Annotated in this window: 23 protein-coding genes, 2 tRNA genes and 1 pseudogene; 13 read left to right on the forward strand and 13 right to left on the reverse strand. The window is 69.1% G+C overall.

Annotated features, from left to right (window positions below):
- Window positions 1-335: pseudogene (locus tag ABB33_RS14595) on the reverse strand (thiol reductant ABC exporter subunit CydD); the annotation flags it as partial.
- Between the two features lie 195 nt (window positions 336-530).
- On the opposite strand from ABB33_RS14595, the gene ABB33_RS14600 reads away from it, so the two are divergent.
- The 6 genes from ABB33_RS14600 to ABB33_RS14625 all read left to right on the forward strand — a co-directional run bounded on the left by ABB33_RS14600 (window position 531) and on the right by ABB33_RS14625 (window position 5140).
- Complete coding sequence (locus tag ABB33_RS14600) at window positions 531-2099, forward strand: cytochrome ubiquinol oxidase subunit I (RefSeq protein ID WP_054665093.1); 1569 nt, start codon at window positions 531-533, stop codon at window positions 2097-2099.
- 15 nt (window positions 2100-2114) lie between these two features.
- Entirely contained in the window at window positions 2115-3266 is a 1152-nt protein-coding gene (gene cydB, locus ABB33_RS14605) for a cytochrome d ubiquinol oxidase subunit II (protein WP_056932594.1), read from the forward strand.
- A 25-nt stretch (window positions 3267-3291) separates the two neighbouring features.
- A complete protein-coding gene (gene cydX / locus ABB33_RS14610; RefSeq protein ID WP_054665088.1) occupies window positions 3292-3402 on the forward strand; it encodes a cytochrome bd-I oxidase subunit CydX in 111 nt (36 codons plus the stop codon).
- Between the two features lie 60 nt (window positions 3403-3462).
- Window positions 3463-3539: transfer RNA gene (locus tag ABB33_RS14615), tRNA-Pro, on the forward strand.
- Window positions 3540-3691: 152 nt separating this feature from the next.
- Window positions 3692-3768: transfer RNA gene (locus ABB33_RS14620), tRNA-Pro, on the forward strand.
- Window positions 3769-3925: 157 nt separating this feature from the next.
- The gene (locus ABB33_RS14625; protein ID WP_056932595.1) at window positions 3926-5140 is read left to right on the forward strand and encodes a CynX/NimT family MFS transporter; all 1215 of its coding nucleotides are present in this window, start codon (window positions 3926-3928) and stop codon (window positions 5138-5140) included.
- A gap of 52 nt (window positions 5141-5192) precedes the next feature.
- Here ABB33_RS14625 and ABB33_RS14630 read toward each other — a convergent pair whose 3' ends face one another.
- The 11 genes from ABB33_RS14630 to ABB33_RS14680 form a co-directional block, all read right to left on the reverse strand.
- Complete coding sequence (locus tag ABB33_RS14630; RefSeq protein WP_056932596.1) at window positions 5193-6440, reverse strand: glutamate-5-semialdehyde dehydrogenase; 1248 nt, start codon at window positions 6438-6440, stop codon at window positions 5193-5195.
- Window positions 6441-6495: 55 nt separating this feature from the next.
- Window positions 6496-7647 (reverse strand): glutamate 5-kinase, encoded by a 1152-nt coding sequence (proB, locus tag ABB33_RS14635; RefSeq protein ID WP_056932597.1) that lies wholly within the window; start codon window positions 7645-7647, stop codon window positions 6496-6498.
- A 4-nt stretch (window positions 7648-7651) separates the two neighbouring features.
- On the reverse strand, window positions 7652-7891 hold the full coding sequence (locus ABB33_RS14640; RefSeq protein ID WP_056932613.1) for a YciI family protein: 240 nt from the start codon (window positions 7889-7891) through the stop codon (window positions 7652-7654).
- A 137-nt stretch (window positions 7892-8028) separates the two neighbouring features.
- A complete protein-coding gene (locus ABB33_RS14645; protein ID WP_056932598.1) occupies window positions 8029-9321 on the reverse strand; it encodes an argininosuccinate lyase in 1293 nt (430 codons plus the stop codon).
- A 31-nt stretch (window positions 9322-9352) separates the two neighbouring features.
- A complete protein-coding gene (gene argC / locus ABB33_RS14650) occupies window positions 9353-10306 on the reverse strand; it encodes an N-acetyl-gamma-glutamyl-phosphate reductase (RefSeq protein ID WP_056932599.1) in 954 nt (317 codons plus the stop codon).
- Window positions 10303-10914 (reverse strand): GNAT family N-acetyltransferase, encoded by a 612-nt coding sequence (locus ABB33_RS14655; RefSeq protein WP_056932600.1) that lies wholly within the window; start codon window positions 10912-10914, stop codon window positions 10303-10305. Before ABB33_RS14655 ends, argC begins: the two co-directional genes overlap by 4 nt.
- A 4-nt stretch (window positions 10915-10918) precedes the next feature.
- The gene (locus tag ABB33_RS14660; protein ID WP_054665067.1) at window positions 10919-12235 is read right to left on the reverse strand and encodes an acetylglutamate kinase; all 1317 of its coding nucleotides are present in this window, start codon (window positions 12233-12235) and stop codon (window positions 10919-10921) included.
- Between the two features lie 39 nt (window positions 12236-12274).
- Window positions 12275-13372 carry an acetylornithine deacetylase gene (locus ABB33_RS14665; RefSeq protein ID WP_056932601.1) on the reverse strand — a complete coding sequence of 366 codons (1098 nt, stop codon included), beginning with the start codon at window positions 13370-13372 and terminating at the stop codon, window positions 12275-12277.
- A 250-nt stretch (window positions 13373-13622) separates the two neighbouring features.
- Window positions 13623-14831, reverse strand: coding sequence for an argininosuccinate synthase (locus tag ABB33_RS14670; protein WP_056932602.1), 1209 nt, complete (start codon window positions 14829-14831; stop codon window positions 13623-13625).
- Between the two features lie 71 nt (window positions 14832-14902).
- A complete protein-coding gene (locus ABB33_RS14675; protein WP_056932603.1) occupies window positions 14903-15910 on the reverse strand; it encodes an N-acetylornithine carbamoyltransferase in 1008 nt (335 codons plus the stop codon).
- 307 nt (window positions 15911-16217) lie between these two features.
- Window positions 16218-16775 (reverse strand): hypothetical protein, encoded by a 558-nt coding sequence (locus ABB33_RS14680; RefSeq protein WP_056932604.1) that lies wholly within the window; start codon window positions 16773-16775, stop codon window positions 16218-16220.
- 170 nt (window positions 16776-16945) lie between these two features.
- Between ABB33_RS14680 and cysS the strand changes: the two genes are divergently transcribed.
- From cysS to ABB33_RS14695, 3 genes are all read left to right on the forward strand, one after another.
- Window positions 16946-18319, forward strand: a complete 1374-nt coding sequence (gene cysS / locus ABB33_RS14685) for a cysteine--tRNA ligase (RefSeq protein ID WP_056932605.1) — start codon at window positions 16946-16948, stop codon at window positions 18317-18319.
- A gap of 76 nt (window positions 18320-18395) precedes the next feature.
- Complete coding sequence (locus tag ABB33_RS14690) at window positions 18396-18836, forward strand: SufE family protein (RefSeq protein WP_056932606.1); 441 nt, start codon at window positions 18396-18398, stop codon at window positions 18834-18836.
- Window positions 18833-20077 (forward strand): MFS transporter, encoded by a 1245-nt coding sequence (locus ABB33_RS14695; protein WP_056932607.1) that lies wholly within the window; start codon window positions 18833-18835, stop codon window positions 20075-20077. The genes ABB33_RS14690 and ABB33_RS14695 overlap by 4 nt, the downstream gene beginning before the upstream one ends.
- Before the next feature lie 112 nt (window positions 20078-20189).
- On the opposite strand, the gene dksA is transcribed toward ABB33_RS14695, so the two are convergent.
- The gene (gene dksA / locus ABB33_RS18265) at window positions 20190-21293 is read right to left on the reverse strand and encodes an RNA polymerase-binding protein DksA (RefSeq protein WP_082595117.1); all 1104 of its coding nucleotides are present in this window, start codon (window positions 21291-21293) and stop codon (window positions 20190-20192) included.
- A gap of 261 nt (window positions 21294-21554) precedes the next feature.
- Here dksA and yidD point away from each other — a divergent pair, with 261 nt between their 5' ends.
- From yidD to ABB33_RS14725, 4 genes are all read left to right on the forward strand, one after another.
- Window positions 21555-21827 carry a membrane protein insertion efficiency factor YidD gene (gene yidD / locus ABB33_RS14710; RefSeq protein ID WP_152985112.1) on the forward strand — a complete coding sequence of 91 codons (273 nt, stop codon included), beginning with the start codon at window positions 21555-21557 and terminating at the stop codon, window positions 21825-21827.
- Between the two features lies 1 nt (window position 21828).
- A complete protein-coding gene (locus tag ABB33_RS14715; protein WP_054665043.1) occupies window positions 21829-23175 on the forward strand; it encodes a dihydroorotase in 1347 nt (448 codons plus the stop codon).
- A complete protein-coding gene (locus ABB33_RS14720) occupies window positions 23175-24026 on the forward strand; it encodes a M23 family metallopeptidase (RefSeq protein WP_056932608.1) in 852 nt (283 codons plus the stop codon). The genes ABB33_RS14715 and ABB33_RS14720 overlap by 1 nt, the downstream gene beginning before the upstream one ends.
- A 265-nt stretch (window positions 24027-24291) precedes the next feature.
- Entirely contained in the window at window positions 24292-24840 is a 549-nt protein-coding gene (locus ABB33_RS14725) for a DUF805 domain-containing protein (protein WP_056932609.1), read from the forward strand.
- Window positions 24841-24865 lie beyond the last annotated feature (25 nt).

Genomic DNA, 24865 nt, shown 5'->3' on the forward strand with positions numbered 1-24865 from the left:
TAGACCTGCTCGCGCAGCGCCAGCCGCGCGGCATCGGCAACCTCGCCGGCCGCCTTCTGCGCCAGCCCGCCCAGCGCGCTGCGCGACAGCAGGACCAGCGCCAGTGCACCGAACACCGGGGCAAGCTGCGCCAGCGGGCGGTGCTCGACGAGCACGGCCTGGACCAGCCAGGCGATCGCAGCGGCCTGCGCCACCAGCAGCGCGCCGGACAGGCAGGCCGCCAGCGCCGCGATCCGCTGCTGCCCGCGTGCGGTGGCGGCCAGCGCTGACAGCCATTGCTGGTGCCGGCGACGCTGCTGGCGCGCGGCATCGGCCGGGGGTGGGATTTCACTCAAGACGGGCAACCTGCAGGGAGGGATCGATTCGCCGGGACGCGCATGATGGCATCCACGCGCGCGGCGCGTTCACTGCTGCGACGCCATGTCGCATTGATCCAGGTCAAGGGCGGGATCACCATTCATTATTGAAAATTCACGGCACCCCCCCCTTCACTCCCCCATGATGCACGCAATCCGCAAGGTAGCCAGGCCATGATCGATCCGACCGTCGTAGAACTGTCGCGGCTGCAGTTCGCGCTCACCGCGATGTACCACTTCCTCTTCGTCCCGCTCACGCTGGGGCTCTCGTTCCTTATCGCGATCATGGAAAGCGTCTACGTCATGACCGGCAAGGACGTCTGGCGCCGGATGACGCTGTTCTGGGGCGTGCTGTTCGGCATCAACTTCGCCATGGGCGTGGGCACCGGCATCGTGATGGAGTTCCAGTTCGGCATGAACTGGTCCTACTACAGCCATTACGTCGGCGACATCTTCGGTGCACCGCTGGCCATCGAAGGCCTGATGGCGTTCTTCCTGGAAGCCACCTTCATCGGCCTGTTCTTCTTCGGCTGGGGCCGGTTGAGCAAGGTCCAGCACCTGACCGTGACCTGGCTGATGGCGCTGGGCACCAACCTGTCGGCGCTGTGGATCCTGATCGCCAACGGCTGGATGCAGAACCCGGTGGGCGCGGTGTTCAACCCGGAAACCATGCGCATGGAAGTCGTTGACTTCATGGCCGTGCTGTTCAATCCGGTGGCGCAGGCCAAGTTCGTGCACACGGTGTCGGCCGGCTATGTCACCGGCGCGGTGTTCGTGATGTCGATCAGCGCCTTCTACCTGCTGCGCAACCGCCACCACGACGTCGCCCGCCGCTCGTTCGCGGTGGCCGCCGCGTTCGGCCTGCTGTCCTCGCTGTCGGTGGTGGTGCTCGGCGACGAGAGCGGTTACGCCGCCAACGAGCACCAGAAGATGAAGCTGGCCGCGATCGAGGCGATGTGGGAGACCGAGCGTGCCCCGGCGGACTTCACCGCCTTCGGCATCCCCAACCAGCAGACCCACCAGAACGACTACGCGGTCAAGATCCCGTACCTGATGGGCCTGATCGCGACCCGCTCGCTGGACCAGCCGATCCCCGGCATCCTGGAGCTGGTCGAGCGGGCCGAGCACCGCATCCGCGGCGGCCAGCTGGCCTACGGCGCGCTCGAGCGCATCCGTGCCAACAAGAACGACCTCGAGGCGCGGGAAATGTTCGACCGCCACTGGCAGGACCTGGGCCATGGCCTGCTGCTCAAGCGCTACCGCGACGACATCCTCAACGCCACCCCGCAGGAGATCTCGCAGGCGGCCATGGACACGGTGCCGCGGGTACTGCCGCTGTTCTGGACGTTCCGGGTGATGGCCGGCCTGGGCTTCTACCTGATCGCCTTCTTCGCGGTGGCGTTCTACTACTCCTGCCGCCACAACTTCCAGGACAAGCGCACGTTCCTGAAGATCGCGCTGTGGACGCTGCCGGCGCCCTGGATCGCAATCGAGTGCGGCTGGTTCATCGCCGAGTACGGGCGGCAGCCGTGGGCGGTGGAAGGCGTGCTGCCCACCTTCTACGCCGCCTCCGGCCTGGCCCTGCACCAGATCGTGCTGACCCTGGCCGGGTTCGTGGCCCTGTACACGGTACTGATGATCATCGAGATCAAGCTGATGCTGAAGGCCATCCGCAAGGGCCCGGGCGACGCCCTGGCCGCGCCGCAGCCGTCCGTTTCCCACCATGCCACCGGCCAGGCCTGAGGCAGGAGCACACTCATGGATTTCATTTTTCTGGACTACACCACGCTGCGCGTGATCTGGTGGCTGCTGCTGGGCGTGCTGCTGGTCGGTTTCGCGGTGATGGACGGTTTCGACCTGGGCGTGGGCACGCTGCTGCCGTTCGTGGCCAGGACCGACGAGGAACGCCGCCTGGTGATCAACACCGTCGGCCCGGTATGGGAAGGCAACCAGGTATGGCTGGTCCTGGGCGGCGGCGTGATCTTCGCCGCGTGGCCGCCGCTGTATGCGGTCAGCTTCTCCGGCTTCTACCTGGCCATGTTCGTGATCCTGTTCGCGCTGATCCTGCGCCCGGTCGGGTTCAAGTACCGTGGCAAGCTGCAGAGCCAGGCCTGGCGCGACAACTGGGACCGCGCGCTGTTCGTCGGCGGCTTCGTGCCGGCGCTGATCATGGGCGTGGCCGTGGGCAACGTGCTGCTCGGCGTGCCGTTCCACTTCGACGACACCCAGCGCGTGTTCTACACCGGCAGCTTCTTCGGCCTGCTCACGCCGTTCGCGCTGCTGGCCGGCCTGCTCAGCGTGGCCATGCTGGTCGCCCATGGCGCGTCCATGCTGGTGCTCAAGACCGACGGTCCGGTCGCCGAGCGCTCGGCACGCCTGGGCAGCATCGCCGCGCTGATCAGCTTCGTGCTGTTCGCCGCCGGCGGCGCATGGGTGGCGCTGGGCCTGCCCGGCTATGCGATCACCTCGCAGGTGGTGACCGACGGCGCCAGCAACCCGCTGCTCAAGAGCGTGGCGATCACCGCCGCCGGTGGCTGGCTGCACAACTACTCCACCATGCCGGCCACGCTGCTCGCACCGGCGACCGGCCTGCTCGGCGCGCTCGCCGCGGCGGTTCTGCTGCGCAGGCATCGCGGTGGACTTGCGTTCATCGCATCGGGCGCATCGATCGCCGGCATCATCCTCACCGTGGGCTTCGCGGCCTTCCCGTTCCTGCTGCCGTCCTCCAGCCAGCCCGGCTCCAGCCTGGTCGCCTGGGACGCCTCGTCCAGCCATCTGACCCTGTGGATCATGCTGCTGGCCACCGTGCTGCTGCTGCCCATCGTCATCGCCTACACCATCTGGGTGTACCGCGTGCTCAAGGGCAAGACGACGCTGCAGGAAATGGGCGAAAACCCCAACGCCTACTGACAACGACACACCAAGGAGTTTCCCCATGTGGTATTTCGCCTGGATTCTCGGCGTCGGCCTGGCCTCCACCGCCGCCATCCTCAACGGCATGTGGTTCGAGGCGCGCGAGCAGCGCAGGACCGAAGCGAAACGATAGGAAAAAACGCCCGCGGTATTGCAAGAATGCGTGCCGGGGAGTATCTTTCCGCCTCCTTCGCGGGGTGTAGCTCAGTCTGGTAGAGCGCTACGTTCGGGACGTAGAGGTCGCAGGTTCGAATCCTGTCTCCCCGACCAAGGGTCGAAACACGCAAGCCCGGCCGACGGCAACGTCGGCCGGGCTTTTTTGTACTGCACGCACCGATGCCGGGCGCCGAGCGCGATGGCCCGGATGGACACTGAAAACAGTTGCACGGCCAACCCCTCGCCGTTATCATAGGCGGCTCCTTCGGGGTGTAGCTCAGTCTGGTAGAGCGCTACGTTCGGGACGTAGAGGTCGCAGGTTCGAATCCTGTCTCCCCGACCAGTTCGACAAAAGCCGGCCTTGTGCCGGCTTTTGTTTTTTCGCCACCATGTCGAACCCGCCGGGCCATCGACGGGCGATGCCAGGAACCGCTCCCGGCGGTTCCTTTCGTTATTCCGCGGACTGCGCGGTCGCGCGTCGTCCGCGCCGGAGCCACGCAATGTCCAATTCCGCGTCCACGGCACCACGGCCTTCGCTGCTCAAGGGCCGCCTGCTGGCCTTCGCCGCCATCATCCTGGTCTCGGCCAACCTGCGCAGCGCGGTCACTTCGCTGACACCGCTGCTGGACCGGCTCGGCCACCTGTTCGACTTCGGCAGCACCATGACCGGCGTGCTCGGCATGATGCCTACCGCCGCGTTCGCCGTGTTCGCGCTGGGCACCCCGCGCCTGATCCGCTGGATCGGGCTGGAACGCACCGCGGTACTGACCATGCTGCTCGCCACCGCCGGCCTGCTGCTGCGCGCCAGCGCCGGCAGCGTCGGCATGTTGCTGGCGGGCTCGGCGGTGGCACTGGCCGGCATGGGCATCGGCAACGTGGTGGTGCCGCCGCTGGTCAAGCGCTACTTCGCCGACCGCGTCGGCACGCTGAGCACGCTCTACATCACCGTGCTGCAGGCCGGCACGATGGTCCCGGCGCTGCTGGCGGTGCCGGTGGCCGACCGTTTCGACTGGCGCGTCTCGCTGGGCATGTGGTCGCTGCTGTCGCTGGCCGCGCTGCTGCCGTGGGTGCTGCTGGCCCGGCGCACGCCGCGGCCCCGGCACGCGGCGGACACCGCCGTGGCGCACGCGCCCGGGCGGGTGTGGAAGACCTCGCTGGGCTGGGGCATGGCGCTGATGTTCGGCATGACCTCGCTGGGCACCTATTCGCTGTTCACCTGGCTGCCCAAGGTCATGGTCGAGGCTGGCGCGAGCGAAGCCTTCGGCGGCGTCATGGTCGCGCTGTACTCGGCCATCGGCCTGCTGCCGTCGCTGCTGGTGCCGGCATTGGCGGTACGCATGCGCAACCCGTTTCCGATCGCGATGCTGGTGGTCGGGCTCAATGCCGTCGCTTTCGCCGGCCTGCTGTGGGCGCCGATGCAGGCGCCGTGGCTGTGGGTTGTGATCGCCGGCCTGGGGCCGTCGACGTTCCCGCTGGGGCTGACCCTGATCAACCTGCGCACCCGCACCCCCGCCGGCTCGGCCGCACTGTCCGGTTTCATGCAGGGCGTGGGCTACAGCCTGGCCAGCCTCGGCCCGCTGCTGTTCGGCTGGCTGCATGGCCTCAGCGGCGGCTGGGCAGGATCGTTCGCCTTCCTGATGCTGTGCTCGCTGGTGCTGCTGGTCGCGGCATGGTTCGCCTGCAAGCCACAGCAGCTCGAAGACCACTGGGCGTGAGCACGCCGCGCCCGGGTGCGCGCTGCGCGGCGGCCAACGCCGGGCCGCGCGGTTACGAGCGGACCTGGCCTTCGCCGCGCACCACGAAGCGCTCCACGGTAAGTGCTTCCAGCCCCATCGGGCCGTAGGCGTGCAGGCGCGTGGTGGAGATGCCGATCTCCGCGCCCAGGCCCAGTTCGCCACCATCGGAGAAGCGCGAGGAGGCGTTGACCATCACCACCGCCGAGCGCAGCGCGTGCACGAAGGCGTCGGCATGGGCCGGATCGCCGGTGGCGATGACTTCGGTGTGGTCGGAGGTATGGCGGCGGATATGGGCGATCGCCGCATCCAGCGAATCGACCACCCGCACCGCCAGGATCAGGTCCAGGTATTCGGCGGCGTAGTCGGCCTCGTCTGCCGGCGCCACGCCGGCGACCAGCGCCCGGGTGGCGGCATCGCCGCGCAGTTCGACCCCGCGTGCGCGCAGCGCGTCGGCAGCCAGCGGCAGGAAGCGTGGCGCGATGTCGGCATGCACCAGCAGGGTCTCCAGCGAATTGCAGGCCGCCGGGCGCGACACCTTGCCGTCCAGCAGCAGGCCCAGCGCCAGTTGCAGGTCGGCGCTGTCGTCCACGTACAGGTGGCACACGCCCTTGTAGTGCTTGATCACCGGTACCCGCGCATGCTCGGCGACGAAGCGGATCAGGCCCTCGCCACCGCGCGGGATCGCCAGGTCGACGATGTCGTTGAGCTGCAGCAGTTCCAGCATGGTCTCTCGGCGCAGGTCCTCCACCAGGGTCAGCGCGGCATCGGGTACGCCAGCCTGGCGCAGGGCGCGCTTGAGCGCGGCAGCGATCGCGGTATTGGAATGGATCGCCTCCGAGCCGCCGCGCAGGATCACGCCGTTGCCGGCCTTGATGCACAGCGCCGCGGCGTCGGCGGTGACGTTCGGGCGCGCCTCGTAGATCATCGCGATCACCCCCAGCGGCACGCGTACCTTCTGCACGCGGATGCCATTGGGCCGCGTGTCGTCGCGGGTCACCTGGCCTACCGGGTCCGGCAGCGCGGCAACCTCGCGCAGGGCGTTGGCCACGCCGGCCAGGCGCTGCCGGTCCAGGGCCAGGCGATCGAGCATCGCCGCGCCCACGCCCTTGTCGCGCGCGGCCTGCAGGTCGCGTTCGTTGGCGGCCAGGATGGCGCCGGCATCGGCGTCGAGCGCATCGGCCATCGATGCCAGCAGTCCGCGCCGTGCATCGCCGGAAAGGCGCGCCAGCACCTGCGAGGCGTCGCGACACTGCCCGGCAAGGGTCTTGACGTCGGTCATGCGTACAGCTCCCGGGAATATGCTGACCGGTCGCGGCTGTCGTGCGCCGGGGCGGTCACGGCAGCAGCACCAGGTCGTCGCGGTGGATCACGTTGTCGCCATAGGTGTAGCCGAGGATGGCCTGGATCTCGCGGGTGTGGTGGCGGCCGATGCGGCGCACGTCCACCGCCGAGTACTGGCTGATGCCGCGCGCCACGCAGGCTTGCCCGCCCTCGCCGTCCACCCGTACCTCGATCATGTCGCCGCGGCGGAACTCGCCCAGCGCATCGACCACGCCACCGGGCAGCAGCGAAGCACCCTTCTCGCGCAGCGCCCGCGCCGCGCCCGCGTCGACCAGGATTGCCCCCGGCTCGACCGGCGCATGCCGCAGCCAGTACTTGCGCGCGGCGATGCGCGAACGCCCGGCGTGCAGCCGGGTACCGCGCAGGCGCCCCTGCGCCAGGCCACGCACCACCTCGCCACTGCGTCCATTGAACAGGAAGGTATCGATGCCGGCGGCACCGGCCTTGGCCGCGGCCTGCAGCTTGGTATGCATGCCGCCGGTGCCGACCGCGCTGCCGCTGCCGCCGGCCATCGCCATCACCGCGGCGGTCAGCTCGACGACCTCGTCGACCGGCCGTGCCTGCGGGTCGCGGCGCGGATCGGCGGTGTACAGCCCGTCGATGTCGGTGGCGATGAACAGCGCGTCGGCATCGACCAGCGCGGCGACGATGGCCGCCAGGTTGTCGTTGTCGCCCAGCTTCAGCTCGTCCACCGAAACGGTGTCGTTCTCGTTGACCACCGGCAAGGCGCCCAGTGCCAGCAGCTCGTTGAGCGTGGCGCGCGCGTTGAGGTAGCGGCGGCGGTTGCGCAGGTCGTCGTGGGTGAGCAGCACCTGCGCCACCGGGCGCTCGAAGAAGCGTTGCCACAGGGCGATCAGCTGCGCCTGGCCGAGCGCGGCAAGCGCCTGCCGCGCGGCCATCGTCGCGCTGGCCTCGGCCGCCTTCGGCACGATGGCGCGCCCGGCGGCGACCGCGCCGGAGGAGACGATCACCACCTCGCGGCCGGCCAGCAGGTTGGCCGAGACAAACTGCGCCAGCCCCAGCGCGAAGCGCGGGGTCAGGCCGCCGCCATCGGCGGCCAGCAGGCTGCTGCCGACCTTGAGCACCGCCCGCCGCCAAGGTGGCAGCGCCTGCTCGGCGAAGGGCGAAGGCGCGGTGTCGTTCATGGGCTCAACGCGTGTTCCATTCGTGGACGGTCAGGTCCGAGCAGTCCTGCAGGACCAGTGGATCGGTGGCGACGATGGCGCGTGCCTGCGCCAGGTCGTCGACGTTGCACAGCACGTAGGCGCCGCCGCTGCCGTCGCCGAAGCCGCCGGTCAGGTACAGCCGCCCCTGCGCGCGCAACGCATCGAGGAAAGCCTTGTGCGGCTCGATCACGCTCGCGTCGAACGCCGGCCTGCGCATGGCCATCACCAGGTACAGCTTCACGTCGTGCTCCAGGGCGGGAAGTACCGCCACGCATGTTGCACTGCCGCGCGGCGGATGTGGACGATGCTTTCGTTTCCAACCAACCGGCGTGCTCCACGCGGCGCGTGCGCCGCATGGACCTACAGCGCGGCCCAGCGGGCCTGCAGTTCGTCCAGCCGCAGGTCGGCCGCCGCACCCGGCGACACGCGCGCGGCGAGGCTGCCTTCCGGCGTGCGCCCCTGCCCGGCCGTGTTGGCCGCCGCGGCGGCCGCCTTGTAGGCTTCGCGGAACGGTACGCCGGCTACCGCCGCCTCGACCGCCACGTCGGTGGCGTACATGCCCGAATCGATGGCGGCGCGGATGTTGGCGTCGCGCCAGTCCAGGTTGGACAGCAGCGCCGGCAGCAGTTCCAGCGCCGACAGGCCGCGGCCGAAGCCATGGAAGATCGCGCCCTTGGACGCCTGCAGGTCGCGGTGGTAGCCCGACGGCAGCGACAACAGCTGCTCGATCTCGGTACGCGCGGCGGCCACGCTGGCATGGGTGGCGCGCATCAGTTCGATCACGTCCGGGTTGCGCTTGTTGGGCATGATCGAGCTGCCGGTGGTGTACTGCGCCGGCAGCGCCACGAAGGCGAACTCGCCGGTGGTGAACAGCGACAGGTCCCAGGCGATGCGGCGCAGGTCCAGCGTGGCCCCGCCCAGCGCTTCCAGCGCGGCCAGTTCGAACTTGCCGCGCGAGAGCTGGGCGTAGAGCGGGCTGATCTGCATGCGCGCGAACTCCAGCGCACGCGTGGTGTGTTCGCGGTCCAGCGGCAGGTTGACGCCGTAGCCGGCGGCCGTGCCCAGCGGATTGCAGTCGATCAGCCGGCGCGTATCGGCGGCACGTACCGCGTTGTCGATGAAGGCCTCGGCCCAGCCCGCCCACCACATCCCGGCCGAGGACACCACGGCGCGCTGGATATGGGTGTAACCGGGCAGCGGCTGTCGCTGTTCGGCGACGGCGCGGTCCAGCGCCACCTTCGCCACCTCGCGGCTGAGCGCGGCCAGGCGTGCCAGCTTCTCCTTCAGCCACAGGCGGGTGGCGACCAGGATCTGGTCGTTGCGGCTGCGGCCGGTATGGATCTTGCGGCCGGCATCGCCCAGGCGCTCGGTCAGGCGCGCCTCGATCGCCGAATGGCAATCCTCGTACTGCTCGTCCAGCACGAACGCACCGCTGCGGAAATCATCGGCCAGCAGCGCCAGTTCGCGCTTGAGCGCGGCCAGCTCTCCGACCGACAGGATGCCGATGTGCTGCAGGCCCTCGGCATGCGCGGTACTGGCCTGGATGTCGTGCAGGAAGAACTCGCGGTCCAGGATCACGTCGTCGCCGGCGAGGAAGGCCTGGATCTTCGCGTCCACCGCGACGCCGGGTTTCTGCCACAACAGGTTGGTCATCGGAAGTCTCTCGGAATGGGCTTGGGGCGGGTCAATGCGGGATCGCGGTCAGTTCGGGCAGGCCCAGCGCGAGGTTGAGGTTCTGCAGTGCCTGCGTCGCCGCGCCCTTGAGCAGGTTGTCCAGGGTCGCCACCACCACCACGCGCTTGTTGCCCGGGGCCAGGGTGAAGCCGCCGATCTGCACGCCATGGCGGCCGGCGATGCGGCTGACCCACGGCGCATCGTCCACCACCTCCACCAGCGCCTCGCCGGCGTAGCGCTGCGTGTACAGCGCCACCACCTGCTCGCGGGTGAGCGGCTGCTGCAGCCACAGGTTGACGGTCATGGTGATGCCGCGGAAGTGCGGGGCGACGTGCGGCATGAACTCCACCGGCACGCCGAGCCGGGTGGACACCTCGCGCTCGTGCACGTGGTTGGCCAGCGCGTACGGCATCAGGTTGTCGCGCAGCAGCTCGGTGTTGTTCTTGTCCGACGGCGCGGTACCGGCGCCGGAATAGCCCGACACGCCGAAACAGGCCGGCGGCCCGGCCAGCTGCGACAGCAGCGGCGTGATCGCCAGCTGTATTGCGGTGGCGTAGCACCCCGGGTTGCTGATGCGCTTCTGGCCGGCGTAATCGTTGCGGGTGAGCTCCGGCAGGCCGTAGTACCAGTCGTTGTCGAAGCGGTAGTCGGCGGACAGGTCGACGATCACGGTCTCGGGCCGGCTGGCGTCCAGCGCGGCCACGAAAGGCTCGGCCTTGCCGTTGGGCAGGGCCAGGATCACCGCGTCGGCGCCCTTGGCGGCCACCGCCTGCGGATCGAGACTCTCATAGCGCAGCGGGCCGCTGTAGCCGGCGTTGTGGTCGGCCACGAGCTGCCCGTCCAGTTCGCGCGAGGACACGAAGGCCAGCTCGATCCGCGGGTGCGCGGCAATCAGCCGGATCAGCTCGGCGCCGGTGTGGCCGCGGGCACCGACGATGCCCAGCGAGAATTTCCTGTCGGTCATGAATGCGAATCCAGTAGTGACTGCAGATGGCGGCGCACCGCCGGCCATTCGCTGTCGATGATGGAAAAAACCACGGTATCGCGCGGTGTGCCGTCGGCGTGGCGCCGGTGGTTGCGCAGCACCCCGTCCTGCCGGGCGCCGAGCCGGGCGATGGCCGCGCGCGAAGCCTGGTTGAACCAGCTGGTCTCGAAGCCGACGCCGATGCAGCCCATCGCCTCGAAGGCGTGGCGCAGCAACAGCAGCTTGGCCTCGGTGTTGAGGCCGGTGCGCTGCACCCGCCGCTGGTACCAGGTGTAGCCGATGTTCAGCCGCGGCACGCCGGCATCGAGCGCGTAGTAGCGGGTGCAGCCGACGACCTCGCCGGCACTGTCGGCAACCACGAACGGCAGCGCGCTGCCCTGCGCCTGCGCCTCCAGTGCCGCCACCACGTAACGCTCCACCGCATCCGGCGCCGGCACGTTGGCGTACCACAGGCGCGACAGCTCGCCCTCGCCCAGCGCCCGGCGCAACGCCGGCACATGCGCCATGGACAGCGGTTCGAGCGCGACATGGGTGCCGCGCAGCTCCGGCACAGTGCTCCAGCAGGCGTCGGCCGCGGACCGGGTCATGACGTCATCCCTGCAGGCTGGGCTTGCGCCGCGCGCAATGCTCGACGAAGCCACGGATGCGGTCGAAGTCGCTGGCGCCGAACCAGAACACCTTCCAGTGGTCGAGCTTGTAGCAGCCGTCGGACTCGGCGTAATAGAAATGATTGACCGGGTTGCCGTTGCGCGAGCGCCAGAAAAGCTGCGGGGTTTCCTCCTGCATCACGTTCCACACCGCGCGCCCCAGGCCTTCGCCCTGCGCGTCGTCGAGCACTGCGAACTTGTCCAGGTACACGCCTTCCGCCTCGTCGGTGAGGATCACCGCGGTGCGGTAATGCTCGCTGACGTAGGCGCGCAGCAGCTTCGTCTTCTCGAAGTAGTCCGGCACCAGCTGGCGGCCGAAACTGGATTCGATCAGCGCCTTCAGCCGCGCGGTGTCCAGCTGCTCCCACGACGTCGCCCTGAGCACCTTCTCGCCGCGGCGGACCAGGGTGCCCGAGCCCTTGTGGGTGAACAGCTCCTTGGCCAGGTCGGCCGGGCGCGTGATCGATACCGAGGATTCCTCAGGCAGCTTGTCCAGCAGGTCCTTGATCTGTTCGATCTTGACCTTCATGCCACCGTGCAGCCACGGCTGCTGGATCAGGTGTTCGTACTCGGTGGACAGGTTGATCGAATCGATCAGCCTGCCATCGGCATCGAGCAGGCCGCCGGTGCCGGTGAGGAAGATGATCTTGTACGGCTGCAGCTCCTGCACCAGCTCGTTGGCGGCGAAGTCGGCGTTGACGTTGAGGATCTGCCCGCTCGGGGTCTCGCCCAGCGAGGTGATGACCGGGATCGAACCGGCGCGCAGGCTGGCCTCGATCGGCGCCAGGTTGACCCGCTTCACTTCGCCGACCAGCCCGTAGGTATCGCGGTCCAGGTACTCGGCCTCGAACACGCCGCCGGTGATGGAGGTGGCGCGGGCGCCGTTCTGCTGCAGCGCCTCGACCAGCTGCAGGTTGGACTGCTGGAACACCTTGCGCACGATCGCCAGCGCTTCGGGGGTGGTCACGCGCAGCCCGTTGACGGTGCGCTTCTCGATGCCGGCGGCCGACAGCTCGGCATCCAGCTGCGGGCCGGCGCCGTGCAGCACGATCGGGGTCAGCCCGACTTCCTGCAGGAACGACAGTGACGACGTCAGCGCCTCCAGGTCGTCGCGCAATACCGCGCCGCCGACCTTGACCACGGCGAAGCGCTTGGCGTCCAGCTGCGAGAAGCGCTTGAGGTACTGGCTGATTTCCTTCGCGCTGGCCATGCTCGAAAGCAGGCGCACGATGGTCTGGCGGGTCTGGCGGTGGGGTTGCATGGTGGGCAGTTCGTCTGTCGTGGGGGTGGAACGCGGCGATCAGGCGCCGCGCTGCAGGATCGTGAGAACCGAACCGGCGTAGCGCTGCAGCTGCTCCAGCGTCACGAACTCGTCGGCGGTGTGGGCCTGGGCGATGTCGCCGGGACCGTAGACCATGGTGGTGTAGCCGGCGGCCGAGAACAGCGAGGCCTCGGTCCAGAAATCGACCGCATTGCCGATCGGCAGGCCCAGCTCCTCGGCGACGTCGCGTGCGGCCAGGCGGCGTTCCTCGGCGCGGGCGATGTCGCCGGACGGCAGGCTCGGGCCGCGGAAGGTCTCCTCGAAGTGCGCGGCCGCCGGCTCGGCGAAACCGGCGAAGGTCGCCAGCAGCTGGTCGATGTCCATCGACGGCAGCGGGCGGAAACCGAAACGCAGCTCGGCCTCGGGCGCGATCATGTTGGCCTTGATGCCGCCTTCGACGCGGCCGATGTTGAAGCGCAGCCCGGTCAGGCCGCCGAAGCGCGCATGCGCCAGCGACTGCACGTGGTCCAGCGCGCGGCCGCCCCAGCGCATGGCCTGGTGCAGCGCGCTGGCCGCCGCGTCCTGCTGGCCGGAGGCATGGCCGGCGCGGCCGCTGAATTTCATCAGCACCGAACTGATGCCGCGGTGCGCCAGCACCGCCTCGCCCAGGGTCGGCTCGGCCACCAGCACCGCTTCATACGGGATGCCGCGGGCCAGGAAGGCGGCGATGCAGCGCGGGTCGTTGGCCTCCTCGTCCGAGGAAAACAGGAACGCCGCATCGCCGTCGGTGCGGTTGGCGGCGGCCACCAGCGCAGCCGCGGCGCCCTTGATGTCGCATACGCCGAGCCCGACCACGCGGTCGTCCAGGCGCCGCATCACGTGTGGATCGGCACTCCAGTGCGGCGAATCCGGCACCGTGTCCAGGTGCACGTTGAACAGGTACTTCGGTGCGCCACGCACCGCGTACAGGCTCACCGCGCCGGCGCCGTGGTCGACCACCTCGACCTGGAATCCGGGCAGGTTCGCGCGCAGGTAATCGAAGATGCCGCCGGTGGTGATCGCGCGCGGCGGGTTGCGGGTGTCGAAGGACACCAGCTTTTCCAGGTGCGAGAGCGTGGATTCGAGCAGGTCGGTCATGGTCTGTCGGGAGCTGTCAGTGGCTGGCGGCTGGCGCGTACGGGAAACGAGGATGGCGGGAACGCCCGGCCGCATGCGGGCGCCCATCGAAGGCGTTGACCGCAGCGGCCGGACCGGCACGGACCGGCGTCACAGGGCTTCACTCCCTGCACCGCGCCGTGCCCCCGCTTCGCGCCCCGGAATCCAGGGGCGCGGGCGGGCCGGGGTCTGCAGGCCCCCTTCCCGCGCCGTAGCGGGAAGGACGCCGGCATCAACCGTGGTTGACCTGCGCGTACAGCGTGGAGCTCATGCCGAACAGCTTGATGAAACCCTCGGCCTCTTCCACGCCCCAGTCGGCCGACTGCGCGTAGGTCGCCCCCTTGGCGTTGAGCAGGTGCGGCGAACGCACCGCCACCGCATCGACGCGGGCGCCACGGGTCTCCAGCACCACCTCGCCGTTGACCTTGCCCTGCGACGACTGCAGGAACGCCTCCAGGTCGGTCTTCAGCGGGTCGTGATAGAAGCCTTCGTAGACCAGTTCCACCCACTTGCGCGCCACGTCCGGCTTGAAGCGGTTCTGCTGCTTGGTCAGCACCGCGTCCTCCAGCGCGCGGTGCGCGGCCAGCAGCGCGGTCAGGCCCGGCGCCTCGAACACGATGCGGCCCTTGAGGCCGATCACGGTATCGCCGGTGTACACGCCGCGGCCGACGCCGTACGGGGCGAACAGCTTGTTGAGCCTTGCCAGGATCTGCTCGCCCGGCAGCGCCTTGCCGTCCAGTTCCACCGCCTCGCCCTCGACGAACTTCAAGGTCACGGTCAGCGGTTCGATCGGCCACGCGCTGCGCGGCGCGCACCAGCCGCGCGCACCCTCGCCCGGGGCTTCCCACCTGTCGATCTCGCCACCGGACATGGTCACGCCCAGCAGGTTCTCGTTGATGGTGTAGGCCTTCTGCTTGGCGCGCACGCCGAAGCCGCGCTCCTCCAGGTACGCCTGCTCGTAGGCGCGGGTCTGGGTGTGCTCCTTCTGGATCTCGCGGATCGGGGCGAGGATGCGGTAATCGCCCTGCGCCTTCACCGCCAGGTCGAAGCGCACCTGGTCGTTGCCCATGCCGGTGCAGCCGTGGGCGATGGCGTTGGTGCACAGCTCGGCGGCGCGCTTGAGGGCGGCATCGACGATCAGGTAGCGATCGGACACCAGCAGCGGATACTGGCCCTGGTAGCCCTCGCCAGCCCACACGAACGGCTTGACGAAGCCTTCCCAGATCGCCGGGCCGCCATCGACGGTGACGTGGCTGGCCACGCCCAGTTCGGCGGCGCGCTTTTCGATGGTCTCGCGCTCCTCGGCGTCCACGCCGCCGGTATCGGCGAACACGGTGTGCACGTTCCAGCCGCGCTCCTTCAGGTAGGGCACGCAGAAGCTGGTGTCCAGGCCGCCGGAGAAGGCCAGGACGATGTCGCGGGATTCGTTGGGAGTGGTCATGTGGGGGATCTCGTTGGGCGACGCGCGGGCCGCCGTTGCTGAATCGGGTAAAGGGAAAGCGGCGGGAAGGATCAGCGGACCAGTGCGGCCATGATCGCCTTCTGCACGTGCAGGCGGTTCTCGGCCTCGTCGATGGCGATGCACTGCGGCGAATCCATCACCGCGTCGGTGGCCTTGACGTTGCGCCGCAGCGGCAGGCAATGGCTGAACACGCCGTTGTTGGTGAGCGCCATCTTGGCCTCGTCGACGATGAAGTGCTTGTACTGGTCGCGGATCGGCTTCTCCGGCGCCCAGTTGCCGAAGTACGGCAGTGCGCCCCAGCTCTTGGCGTAGACCACGTCGGCGCCGCGGTAGGCGCTTTCGATGTCGTGGCTGACCGTCAGCGAGCCGCCGCTTTCGGCCACGTTCTGCGCGGCCCAGCCCATGTAGCGCTCGTCGAGGATGTACTGCTCGTCCGGGCACAGCAGGGTCACGTCCATGCCCATGCGGGTGGCGATGGTCAGCGCCGAGTTGGCCACCGCGGTGTTCAGCGGCTTGGGGTGGTAGGTCCAGGTCAGCACATACTTCTTGCCACGCAGGTCGCTGCTGCCGAAGTGCTCCTGCAGCGCCAGCGCATGCGCCAGCTCCTGGCACGGATGGGTGATGGTCTCCATGTTGATGACCGGCACCGGCGAGTACTTGGCGAATGCCTTGAGCACGATGTCCTGGCGGTCGTACTGCCAGTCGACGAACTTCGGGAAGGCGCGCACGCCGATGAGGTCGACGTAGCGGCCCAGCACCTTCGCCACTTCGGCGATGTGCTCCTCGGTGTCGCCGTCCATCACCGTGCCCAGGTCGAACTCGATCGGCCACGCGTCCTTGCCCGGCTGCAGCACGATGGCGTGCCCGCCGAGCTGGAACGCGCCCAGCTCGAAGCTGGTGCGGGTGCGCATCGACGGGTTGAAGAACACCAGCGCGATGGACCTGCCCTTCAGGTCGTCGCCCAGCTTGTTGCGCTTGAACAGCGCCGCCTGGGTCAACAGCGCGTCGAGTTCGGCGCGGCTCCAGTCCTGGGTGTTCAAGAAGTGCTTCACAGACATCGATCCATCCTTTGCTGGTGCGGGGGACCACCGTTGCCGGCGGCAGGATGCGCGGACGCGCGGCTCATTGCAGTTGAAACTTTCGTGGAACAGAAACGAAAAAACCCAGCCGGGGGCTGGGTTTTCCGAACAGACAGCACGAGGCTCCGGTTTACCCAGCGAATATGTGGGATTCCGGTCGGCGGGCACGCGAAGTCATGCCGGAGGCCATCCGGGCGGTGCTGGTTTCGTGCTGGAAGCTGTTCGCCTTCATCGTCGCGCATGGTCGCACGCGCCCTGGCACCACGCAAGTGCCGCGGCGCAGCAATCAGGGATTGGCCGGTCCCTGTTCCAGGCCCTCGCCCAGCTCGGGGGTGATCGACACCCGCAGCTTGAGGCGGTTGCCGGGGTCTTCGGGCAGGCGCGAGCGGAACTTGATGCCCTTGTAGACGTAATCCACGTCGTAGGCGATGGGCCGGCGGAACTCGCGCCCCACCTCGATGATGCGGCATTCGGGGGTGAGCAGCGCGCCATTGTTGCCGGCACCCGCCGCACGCACCTCCGCATCGGCCTCTTCCTCGCCGTCCTGGTGGCTGAAGATGCCCTTGACCGAATCCCAGAAGCGGCGGAAGCCACCCTTCTGCTCCTCGCCCTTGACCTCCACCGGCGCCAGGGTGAGCGTGGAGACGGGCTCGCAGTGCTCCTCGGTGCGGGTGGCGCGCAGGGTCTGGAACACCGGCTCGACGTTGAGCACCTGCGCATAGTCGTAGCGCACGTTCTCGACGACCACCACCCGGTTGCGCAGGTCGGCGTTCTGCGCCCCGGCCGGCATGGCGGAGACGGCCAGCAGGCAGGCCATGGACAGCGACACGGGAGCGTGCTTCATCGACACTTCAACGGAGATGGATGAGGGATGACCACCGATATAGTGTAGGCGCGACAAGGGATGGAGGCTGAACATTACCCGTCCATCGCGCCGCTGCACAGCCCGGGCGTGCCCGCCCGGCCCCGGCCCGCTAGAATTGCCGGCTCTGTTTTCGCTCCCACGGCACGCCCATGGCCCTGCACCTGTACAACACCCTGACCCGGCAGCTGGAGCCGTTCGCCCCGCTGGACCCGGCCGCCCCGACCATGTACGTGTGCGGCCCGACCGTCTACAACTACGTGCATATCGGCAACGCCCGCGGCCCGGTGGTGTTCGGGGTGCTCGCAGGCCTGCTGCGGCGCCGCTTCGGCGGCCTGCGCTACGCCCGCAACATCACCGACGTCGATGACAAGATCAATGCAGCGGCCCGCGAACAGGGGGTGCGGATCTCGGCGATCACCGACCGCTTCGCCGCCGCCTACCGCGACGACATGGCCGCACTGGGCGTGGCGCCGCCGGACATCGAGCCCGAAGCCACCGCCCATATCCCGCAGATCATCGCCATGATCGAGCGGCTGATCGAGGCCGGGCACGCCTATGCCGCCGAAGGCCACGTGCTGTTCGCGGTCGCCACCTTCGACGGCTACGGCAAGCTGTCGCGGCGCGACCCGGACGAAATGCTGGCCGGCGCCCGCGTCGAGGTGGCCCCGTACAAGCGCGACGCCGGCGATTTCGTGCTGTGGAAGCCATCCAGCGACGACCTGCCCGGCTGGGAATCGCCCTGGGGCCGCGGCCGCCCGGGCTGGCACATCGAATGCTCGGCGATGGCCGCCGCCCACCTGGGCGACACCATCGACATCCATGCCGGCGGCGTCGACCTGCAGTTCCCGCACCACGAGAACGAGATCGCGCAGAGCGAATGCGCCCACGGCGGGCGTACCTTCGCCCGCTTCTGGCTGCACAACGGCATGCTCAACTTCGGCGGCGCCAAGATGAGCAAGTCGCTGGGCAACATCGAGCGCGTGCACGACCTGGTGCGCCAGCACCCGCCCGAAGCGCTGCGCTACGCGCTGCTGTCGGCGCACTACCGGCAGCCGCTGGACTGGTCGGACGCCCTGATCGAGCAGTCCGTGCGCACCCTGGACCGGCTGTACGGCACGCTGCGCGACCTGGACGAGGTCGATGCCGGCGCCACGATCCCGGCCGCGGTCGAGGCCGCGCTGGACGACGACCTCAACACGCCGCTGGCACTGGCCGAGGTGGCACGCATCGCCAGCGAGGCGCGCAAGGCCGAAAGCGCCGGCGAAAAGGCGCGCCTGAAGGGCGAACTGCTCGGCGCCGGGCTTGTCCTGGGCCTGTTGCAGCAGGCACCGTCGGCGTGGTTCGGCCGCGGCGCGGGCAGCGACGACGATGCCCGCATCCAGGCCCTGATCGATGAACGCATCGCCGCCAAGCAGGCCCGCGACTTCGCCCGTGCCGACGCCATCCGCGAGCAGCTGGCGGCGGAGAACATCGTGCTGGAGGACACCCCGCAGGGCGTGCGCTGGGTGCGCAGGCACGCCTAGCCAATGCCCGGCCGGCGCATCCGGCGCCGCTCCAGCCATGCCGCGGACGGCAAGGCCCTCCCCTGACGGAACCAAGATGACCGACACCCCCTTCCCGCTCGAAGCCACCGCCGCCGAAGCCCAGGCCGCGATCGCCGACGAATTCTCCTTCTTCGGCGACTGGTCCGAGCGCTACCAGTACCTGATCGACCTCGGCCGCAAGCTGCCGCCCTTCCCGGATGCGTGGAAGACCGAGGCGCACCGCCTGCACGGCTGCCAGTCGATGGTATGGATCGTGCCGGAAGGCAATGCCGACCGGCTCGTGTTCCACGCGGTCAGCGACTCGGCCATCGTTTCCGGGCTGATCTATCTGGCGCTGCGCGTCTACTCCGGCCGCCCCGCCGCCGAGATCCTGGCCACCGAGCCGGAGTACGTGGCCTCCATCGGCCTGGCCCGGCACCTGTCGCCGACCCGCAGCAACGGGCTGGCGGCGATGCTGTCGTTCATCCGCGACACCGCGCGGTCGCAACCACAGTGACCGCCGGCAGCGGCGATGCCGGCGTAGGCGCGCTGCTGCGCCAGCCCGGCTTCGCGCACCTGCTGGCCTACCGCATCACCGCGATGCTGTCCTACCAGATCGTCGCGGTCACGGTCGGCTGGCACATCTACGAGATCACCCGCAATCCGTTCTCGCTGGGCCTGGTCGGTCTGGCCGAAGTGCTGCCCTATTTCTGCGTGGCGCCGTTCGCCGGCTACCTGGTGGACCACCTGCCACGCCGCCGCCTGGGCATGGCGGCCAGCCTCGGGCTGGTAGCCACCGCCGCCATCCTGTGCGCGGTCGCGCTGGGCGCGTTGCCGTTCCAGGGCGTGTGGCCGATCTACCTGGCGATCGCCCTGACCGGCATGGTCCGCGCCTTCCTGTCGCCGGTCTACAACGCGTTGTTCGCGCGGGTGCTGGCGCGCAGGCAGTACGCGCGCGGCGCCGGCTTCGGCAGCGTGGTGTTCCAGGCCGGCATGGTGCTCGGCCCGGCGCTGGGCGGCGTCCTGGTCGGCTGGGGCGGCAAGGCCCTGGCCTATGCCGTGGCCGCGGCGATGGCGGCGCTGGCCATGGCCGCGCTGGCCCTGCTGCGCGTGCACGAAGCGCCACCGCCGCAGACCCGCGCGCCGATCTTCGCCAGCATCGCCGAGGGCGCGCGTTTCGTGCTGTCCACACCGGTGATGCTCGGCGCGATGGCGCTGGACATGTTCTCGGTGCTGCTGGGCGGCGTGGTGGCGATGCTGCCGGCCTTCATCCAGGAAATCCTGCACTACGGGCCGGAAGGCCTGGGCATCCTGCGCGCGGCGCCGGCGCTGGGATCGGTATGCGTGGGCCTGTGGCTGGCCCGGCACCCGCTGCACCGCAACGCCGGGCGCGTGCTGCTGTACGCGGTGGCCGGCTTCGGGCTGTGCGTGATCGGCTTCGGCCTGTCGCGCAGCTTCTGGTTGTCGGCGGCGATCCTGCTGTTCTACGGCGCGTTCGACGGCGTGTCGGTGGTGGTGCGCTCGACCATCCTGCAGCTGGCCACGCCCGACGAGATGCGTGGCCGGGTGTCGTCGATCAACGGCATCTTCATCAGTTCGTCCAATGAACTGGGTGCGTTCTACGCCGGCACCATGGCGCGGCTGCTGGGACTGGTGCCGGCGGTGGTGGTCGGCGGCTGCGCGGTGCTGGGCGTGGCGGGCCTCACCGCGTGGAGGAACCCCACGCTGAGGCGCCTGAACCTGCGCGACCTGCAGTAGCCCGGGGCGATGGCGGCTGCACGACCGGGCCGCCGCCGCGATGCCGGCGCGAACGCTGCAAACAAAAAGCCCCGCGCAAGGCGGGGCTCTTTGTCGACAGCGGGGACCGGAATCAATCGCCCTGCTGCTTCTGCATGTGTTCCCAGCGTTCCTGCGCATCGATGGTGCGCTCGGCGGTGAGGCGCGCCTCAAGGCGCTCCAGGCCGATTTCCTCGCCGGTGTCCACGCAGTAGCCGTAGTCACCCGACTCCAGGCGCTTGAGCGTGCTGTCGATCTTGCCGATCAGCTTGCGGTAGCGGTCGCGGGTGCGCAGTTCCAGCGAATTCTCGGTCTCGCGGGTGGCGCGCTCGGCCTCATCGCCGATGTCGCGCACTTCCTCGCGCAGGTTCTCGATGGTCTGCTTGGATTCCTCCACCAGGTCGGCGCGCCAGTCCTGCAGGCGCTTGCGGAAGTACTCCTGCTGCAACGGGCTCATGTACTCCTCGTCCGCCGAGGGCTTGTAGCCGGCCGGCAGGATCGGGCGACCGGTCGCCTCGTCGGTCTTGTATTCGACCACTTTGTGCTTGCTGCGCGGGGCCGGGGCGGCCGAGCGTGCGGTTACGGCAACTGCAACCTTGCCGACCGGACGGACGGCGGCGGGTGCGGCGGACTTGATTGCGGTCTTTGCGGGGGATTTCGAAACAGGCACGGGATTCTTGGATTGCGGGGCCTTGGCTGCCGAAGCCGGTGCCTTGGCCGCCGGCGCGGGGGCCGGGGCGGGTACCGTCTTGGCGACTGTGGCCGGGACAGGCTTGGCCGGCACCGGCTTGGGAGCCGGCTTCGGTACGGACTTGACGACGGGTTTGCTGACCGGGGACTTGGACGCCTTGGCCGCGGTCTTGGCGACGGCCTTCTTGACCACCGGCTTGGCGGCCTTGGCCACCTTGGCCACCGGGGCGGCCACCTTCTTCGCCGGGGCCTTGCTGGCGGCCACCTTCTTGACTGGGGCTTTCTTGACCGGGGCCTTCTTGGCCACCGTCTTCTTGGCGGGCGCTGCCTGCTTGGCCGGGGCCTTCTTGGCCACCACCTTCTTGGCAGGCGCCTTCTTCGCAGCTGGCTTGGCGGGCTTGGCGGCCGGTTTCTTGACTACCGGCTTCGGCGCCGCCTTCTTGACTGCAGGTTTGGCGGTTTTCTTGGCGACCTTGACGGCCTTTTTTGCAGGTTTTTTAGCAGCCACGAAACGCTCTTCCTTGTTTCCCCCGGGGCCCGGGAAAGCGGGCCTTTATAGCCTACCCGACCAGCAGCGGCAACCGCGCCGACCGCCCCGACATGAACGGATGCCCGAGCTGCCCCGGAACGGCCCGGCGGCATCGCCGGACCCTCCTGCGCGGTTCGGAACGTGACCGGGCACGAGCGGCGTACCCCGGTGGGCGGCCGGCGTCCCAAGTCCGCCTGCCACCTGTCCGGCATCGTGCGACAAATCCTTGGGCAATGCCAGCTGGCTTATCATCCAGGGGTGATAAGCCGACTCCTCATCGCCCTGCTGCGCTTCTACAAGCGCTTCATCAGCCCCCTGCTGGGGCCGCGCTGCCGCTTTGTCCCCAGCTGCTCCGAGTACTCGATGGACGCGATCCGCCTGCACGGCCCGTTGCGGGGCAGCTGGCTTACCCTGCGCCGGCTGGGCCGCTGCCACCCGCTCCATCCCGGCGGCTTCGACCCGGTTCCGGACAAGGCCCATTCCCCCTCTTGCCGCTGCACAGGAAAACACTGACATGTCCTCCACGCTCATCACCAATGCCCGCATGGTCAACGAGGGCCGCACCTTCGATGGCGACCTGCGCATCGAGGACGGCCGCATCGCCCTGATCGGCAGCGGGCTGGCGCCGCGCGCCGGCGAGGAAGTGGTCGATGCCGCCGGCCGCTGGCTGCTGCCGGGCATGATCGACGACCAGGTGCATTTCCGCGAACCCGGACTGACCCACAAGGGCGACATCGCCAGCGAGTCGGCGGCGGCCGTTGCCGGCGGCCTCACCAGTTTCATGGACATGCCCAACACCAACCCGCCGACCCTGGACTCGACCATCCTCGAAGCCAAGTACGCGCTGGCGCACGGCCGCGCATGGGCCAATTACGGTTTCTACCACGGCGCCAGCAACGACAACCTGGACGCCATCCGCATGCTCGACCCGAAGAAGGCGCCGGGCGTGAAGGTGTTCATGGGCGCCTCCACCGGCAACATGCTGGTCGACGACCCGGACACGCTGGACGCGATTTTCCGCGACTGCCCCACGCCGATCATCACCCACTGCGAAGACACGCCGATGATCGACGCCAACATGAAGGCGTTCCAGGAAAAGTACGGCGATGCGCTGACCGCGGAAATGCACCCGGACATCCGTTCGCGCGAAGCCTGCATCAAGTCGACCCGGCTGGCGATGTCGCTGGCGCGCAGGCACGGCACCCGCCTGCACGTGCTGCACATCTCCACCGCCGACGAACTGGCGCTGTTCGAGAAGGGCCCGCTGGTGCGTGCCGATGGCAGCCGCAAGCAGATCACCGCCGAGACCTGCGTGCACTTCCTGCATTTTGCCCGCCCGGACTACGCCACCAAGGGCAACCTGATCAAGTGCAACCCGGCGATCAAGGACGTGGCCGACCGCGAGGCGATCATCGCCGCGCTGGCCGACGACGTATTGGACGTGCTGGCCACCGACCATGCCCCGCACACCTGGGAAGAAAAGCAGAAGCCCTACGCGCAGGCGCCGTCCGGCCTGCCGCTGGTGCAGTACGCGCTGGTCGCCGCGCTGGAACGCGTGCACGAGGGCAAGCTCACCCGCGAACAGGTGGTGCAGAAGTTCGCCCACGCCCCGGCGCAGCTGTTCGACGTGGAGGAACGCGGCTTCCTGCGCGAAGGCTATTTCGCCGACCTGGTGCTGGTGGAGGACGTGCCGTTCACGGTCAGGCGCGAGGACGTGCTGTCCAAGTGCGGCTGGTCGCCGTTCGAAGGCACCACCTTCCGCTCGCGCATCGCCTCGACCTGGGTCAACGGCCAGCGGGTGTGGGACGGCAGCCGGCTGGTCGGCAGCCCGGCCGGCCAGCGCATGACCTACGCCCGCTGATGCGCTCGATGCTCCTGTCGGGGGTGCTGTTGTTCGCCGCCCCCCTGCTTGCGGCCCAGGGCGTGCTGGCGCAGGACGGCATCGCCGACCTGATCGACAACCGCGTGGTGTTCCCGGCCAGCGCCTCGCAAGGCGCGATGGTGATCGGCAAGGTGCCAGCCGGCAGCCGCGTGCGCCATGCCGGCCGCGACCTGCGGGTCAGCGGCTACGGCAGCGTGGTATTCGGCATCGGCCGCGACGAGACCGGCCCGCTGCAGGTGCAGGTGCACCGCCCGGATGGTTCCGAGGAGACCGCGGTGATCGCAGTGGCGGCGCGCGACTGGCCGCTGGAACGGGTCAATGGCGTGCCGCCGAAGACGGTGAACCCGCCGCCGGCCATCGCCGAACGCATTGCCCGCGAACAGGCCCGGGTCACCGAGGCGCGCCAACGCGACGACAACCGCACCGACTTCGCCCAGACCTTCCTGTGGCCCGTCCAGGGCCGCATCAGCGGCCGCTTCGGCAATGCCCGGGTCTACAACGGGCAGCCCGGCGCCGGCCATTCGGGCATGGACATCGCCGCGCCGACCGGCACCCCGGTGAAGGCGCCAGCCGCGGGCATCGTCACTTTCGCCGACCCGGGTCTTTACCTGACCGGCGGCACCCTGGTGCTCGACCACGGGTTCGGCATCAGTTCCAATTTCCTGCACCTGTCGCGGATCGACGTGAAGGTCGGCGACCGCATCGCGCAGGGACAGGTGATCGCCGCGGTCGGTGCCACCGGGCGCGCGACCGGGCCCCACCTGCACTGGGGCATGAACTGGTTCGACACCCGCATCGACCCGCTGCTGGTGCTCGAACGCGGCAAGTAGCCCGTCCGCACCCGGCACGGACGCGGGGCGCCGGATTTCTCACCCCCCTGCGCCGCTCCCCGCGTCGCCCGATGGGAGCCCCAGAGGCGGGGAATGGCCGCCGCACGGCTCCCGGGCCCGAGGCCGCCTTGCCGACGGTCCCGCGCCCCTGGAGACTGCGCCGCCGGGGCCGTGTCGGGTCCATGTCGGGGGCATGTCCTCACCGTTGGCGGGCATCCGGCAGGATGATGGTGGAAACCCGAGCCCACTGCCCCGAGGAATCCCCATGCATGTCAACGGCACCCGACTTCGCGAACTGCGCCTCGCCCGCCAGTGGTCGCAGGAGCAACTGGCCGCATTGAGCGGCTTGAACCTGCGGACCATCCAGCGCCAGGAATCGGGCGCGAAGATTTCCACCGAATCCCTGCGGGCCCTGGCCGCCGTCTTCGAAGTACCGGCCGGGAGCCTGCTGCTGGGCCAGCCGGCGCCCAGCCAGCCGGCGCTGCAGGCCATGCGCGAGGGCGTACTGCGTGGCCTGGAGTTCAAAGGCACCACGCCACGCGCGGATTTCTGGTGGTTCGCACTGGCCGTGGCGATGCTGCTGGCCCTGGCCCAACTGCTTGCAGAGGCCGTCGGCCCGCTGCCGCTGCAGCTGGCTTCGCTGCTGGTGCTGGTGCCGTGGCTCGCGGCCTGCACGCGGCGCCTGCGCGACGCGGGCTTCAACCCCTGGTGGCAGTTGATCAGCCTGGCGCCGGTAGCCGGCATCCTGGTTCTGCTCTACCTGCTCACCTATCCGACCAGGGCAAGCGAGCCACTCACCGCTCCACCAGCGTGACCTGTTCCTTCCATGGCGACCGACT

The sequence above is a fragment of the Stenotrophomonas acidaminiphila genome (assembly GCF_001431595.1).
Lineage (GTDB): Bacteria > Pseudomonadota > Gammaproteobacteria > Xanthomonadales > Xanthomonadaceae > Stenotrophomonas > Stenotrophomonas acidaminiphila.

Bases quoted from the DNA above. Each gene is read 5' to 3' on its own strand.
- ABB33_RS14690 (WP_056932606.1), top strand. From the start codon at position 18,396: ATGACCGACACCCCCTTCCCGCTCGAAGCCACCGCCGCCGAAGCCCAG.
- ABB33_RS14715 (WP_054665043.1), top strand. From the start codon at position 21,829: ATGTCCTCCACGCTCATCACCAATGCCCGCATGGTCAACGAGGGCCGC.
- ABB33_RS14665 (WP_056932601.1), bottom strand. From the start codon at position 13,372: ATGACCGACCTGCTCGAATCCACGCTCTCGCACCTGGAAAAGCTGGTG.
- cysS (WP_056932605.1), top strand. From the start codon at position 16,946: ATGGCCCTGCACCTGTACAACACCCTGACCCGGCAGCTGGAGCCGTTC.
- ABB33_RS14640 (WP_056932613.1), bottom strand. From the start codon at position 7,891: ATGGCCATGCGCAGGCCGGCGTTCGACGCGAGCGTGATCGAGCCGCAC.
- ABB33_RS14670 (WP_056932602.1), bottom strand. From the start codon at position 14,831: ATGACCACTCCCAACGAATCCCGCGACATCGTCCTGGCCTTCTCCGGC.
- ABB33_RS14600 (WP_054665093.1), top strand. From the start codon at position 531: ATGATCGATCCGACCGTCGTAGAACTGTCGCGGCTGCAGTTCGCGCTC.
- ABB33_RS14725 (WP_056932609.1), top strand. From the start codon at position 24,292: ATGCATGTCAACGGCACCCGACTTCGCGAACTGCGCCTCGCCCGCCAG.
- ABB33_RS14625 (WP_056932595.1), top strand. From the start codon at position 3,926: ATGTCCAATTCCGCGTCCACGGCACCACGGCCTTCGCTGCTCAAGGGC.
- ABB33_RS14645 (WP_056932598.1), bottom strand. From the start codon at position 9,321: ATGACCAACCTGTTGTGGCAGAAACCCGGCGTCGCGGTGGACGCGAAG.
- cydB (WP_056932594.1), top strand. From the start codon at position 2,115: ATGGATTTCATTTTTCTGGACTACACCACGCTGCGCGTGATCTGGTGG.
- ABB33_RS14655 (WP_056932600.1), bottom strand. From the start codon at position 10,914: ATGACCCGGTCCGCGGCCGACGCCTGCTGGAGCACTGTGCCGGAGCTG.
- ABB33_RS14675 (WP_056932603.1), bottom strand. From the start codon at position 15,910: ATGTCTGTGAAGCACTTCTTGAACACCCAGGACTGGAGCCGCGCCGAA.
- ABB33_RS14660 (WP_054665067.1), bottom strand. From the start codon at position 12,235: ATGCAACCCCACCGCCAGACCCGCCAGACCATCGTGCGCCTGCTTTCG.
- argC (WP_056932599.1), bottom strand. From the start codon at position 10,306: ATGACCGACAGGAAATTCTCGCTGGGCATCGTCGGTGCCCGCGGCCAC.
- cydX (WP_054665088.1), top strand. From the start codon at position 3,292: ATGTGGTATTTCGCCTGGATTCTCGGCGTCGGCCTGGCCTCCACCGCC.
- ABB33_RS14720 (WP_056932608.1), top strand. From the start codon at position 23,175: ATGCGCTCGATGCTCCTGTCGGGGGTGCTGTTGTTCGCCGCCCCCCTG.
- proB (WP_056932597.1), bottom strand. From the start codon at position 7,647: ATGAACGACACCGCGCCTTCGCCCTTCGCCGAGCAGGCGCTGCCACCT.
- ABB33_RS14630 (WP_056932596.1), bottom strand. From the start codon at position 6,440: ATGACCGACGTCAAGACCCTTGCCGGGCAGTGTCGCGACGCCTCGCAG.
- ABB33_RS14680 (WP_056932604.1), bottom strand. From the start codon at position 16,775: ATGAAGCACGCTCCCGTGTCGCTGTCCATGGCCTGCCTGCTGGCCGTC.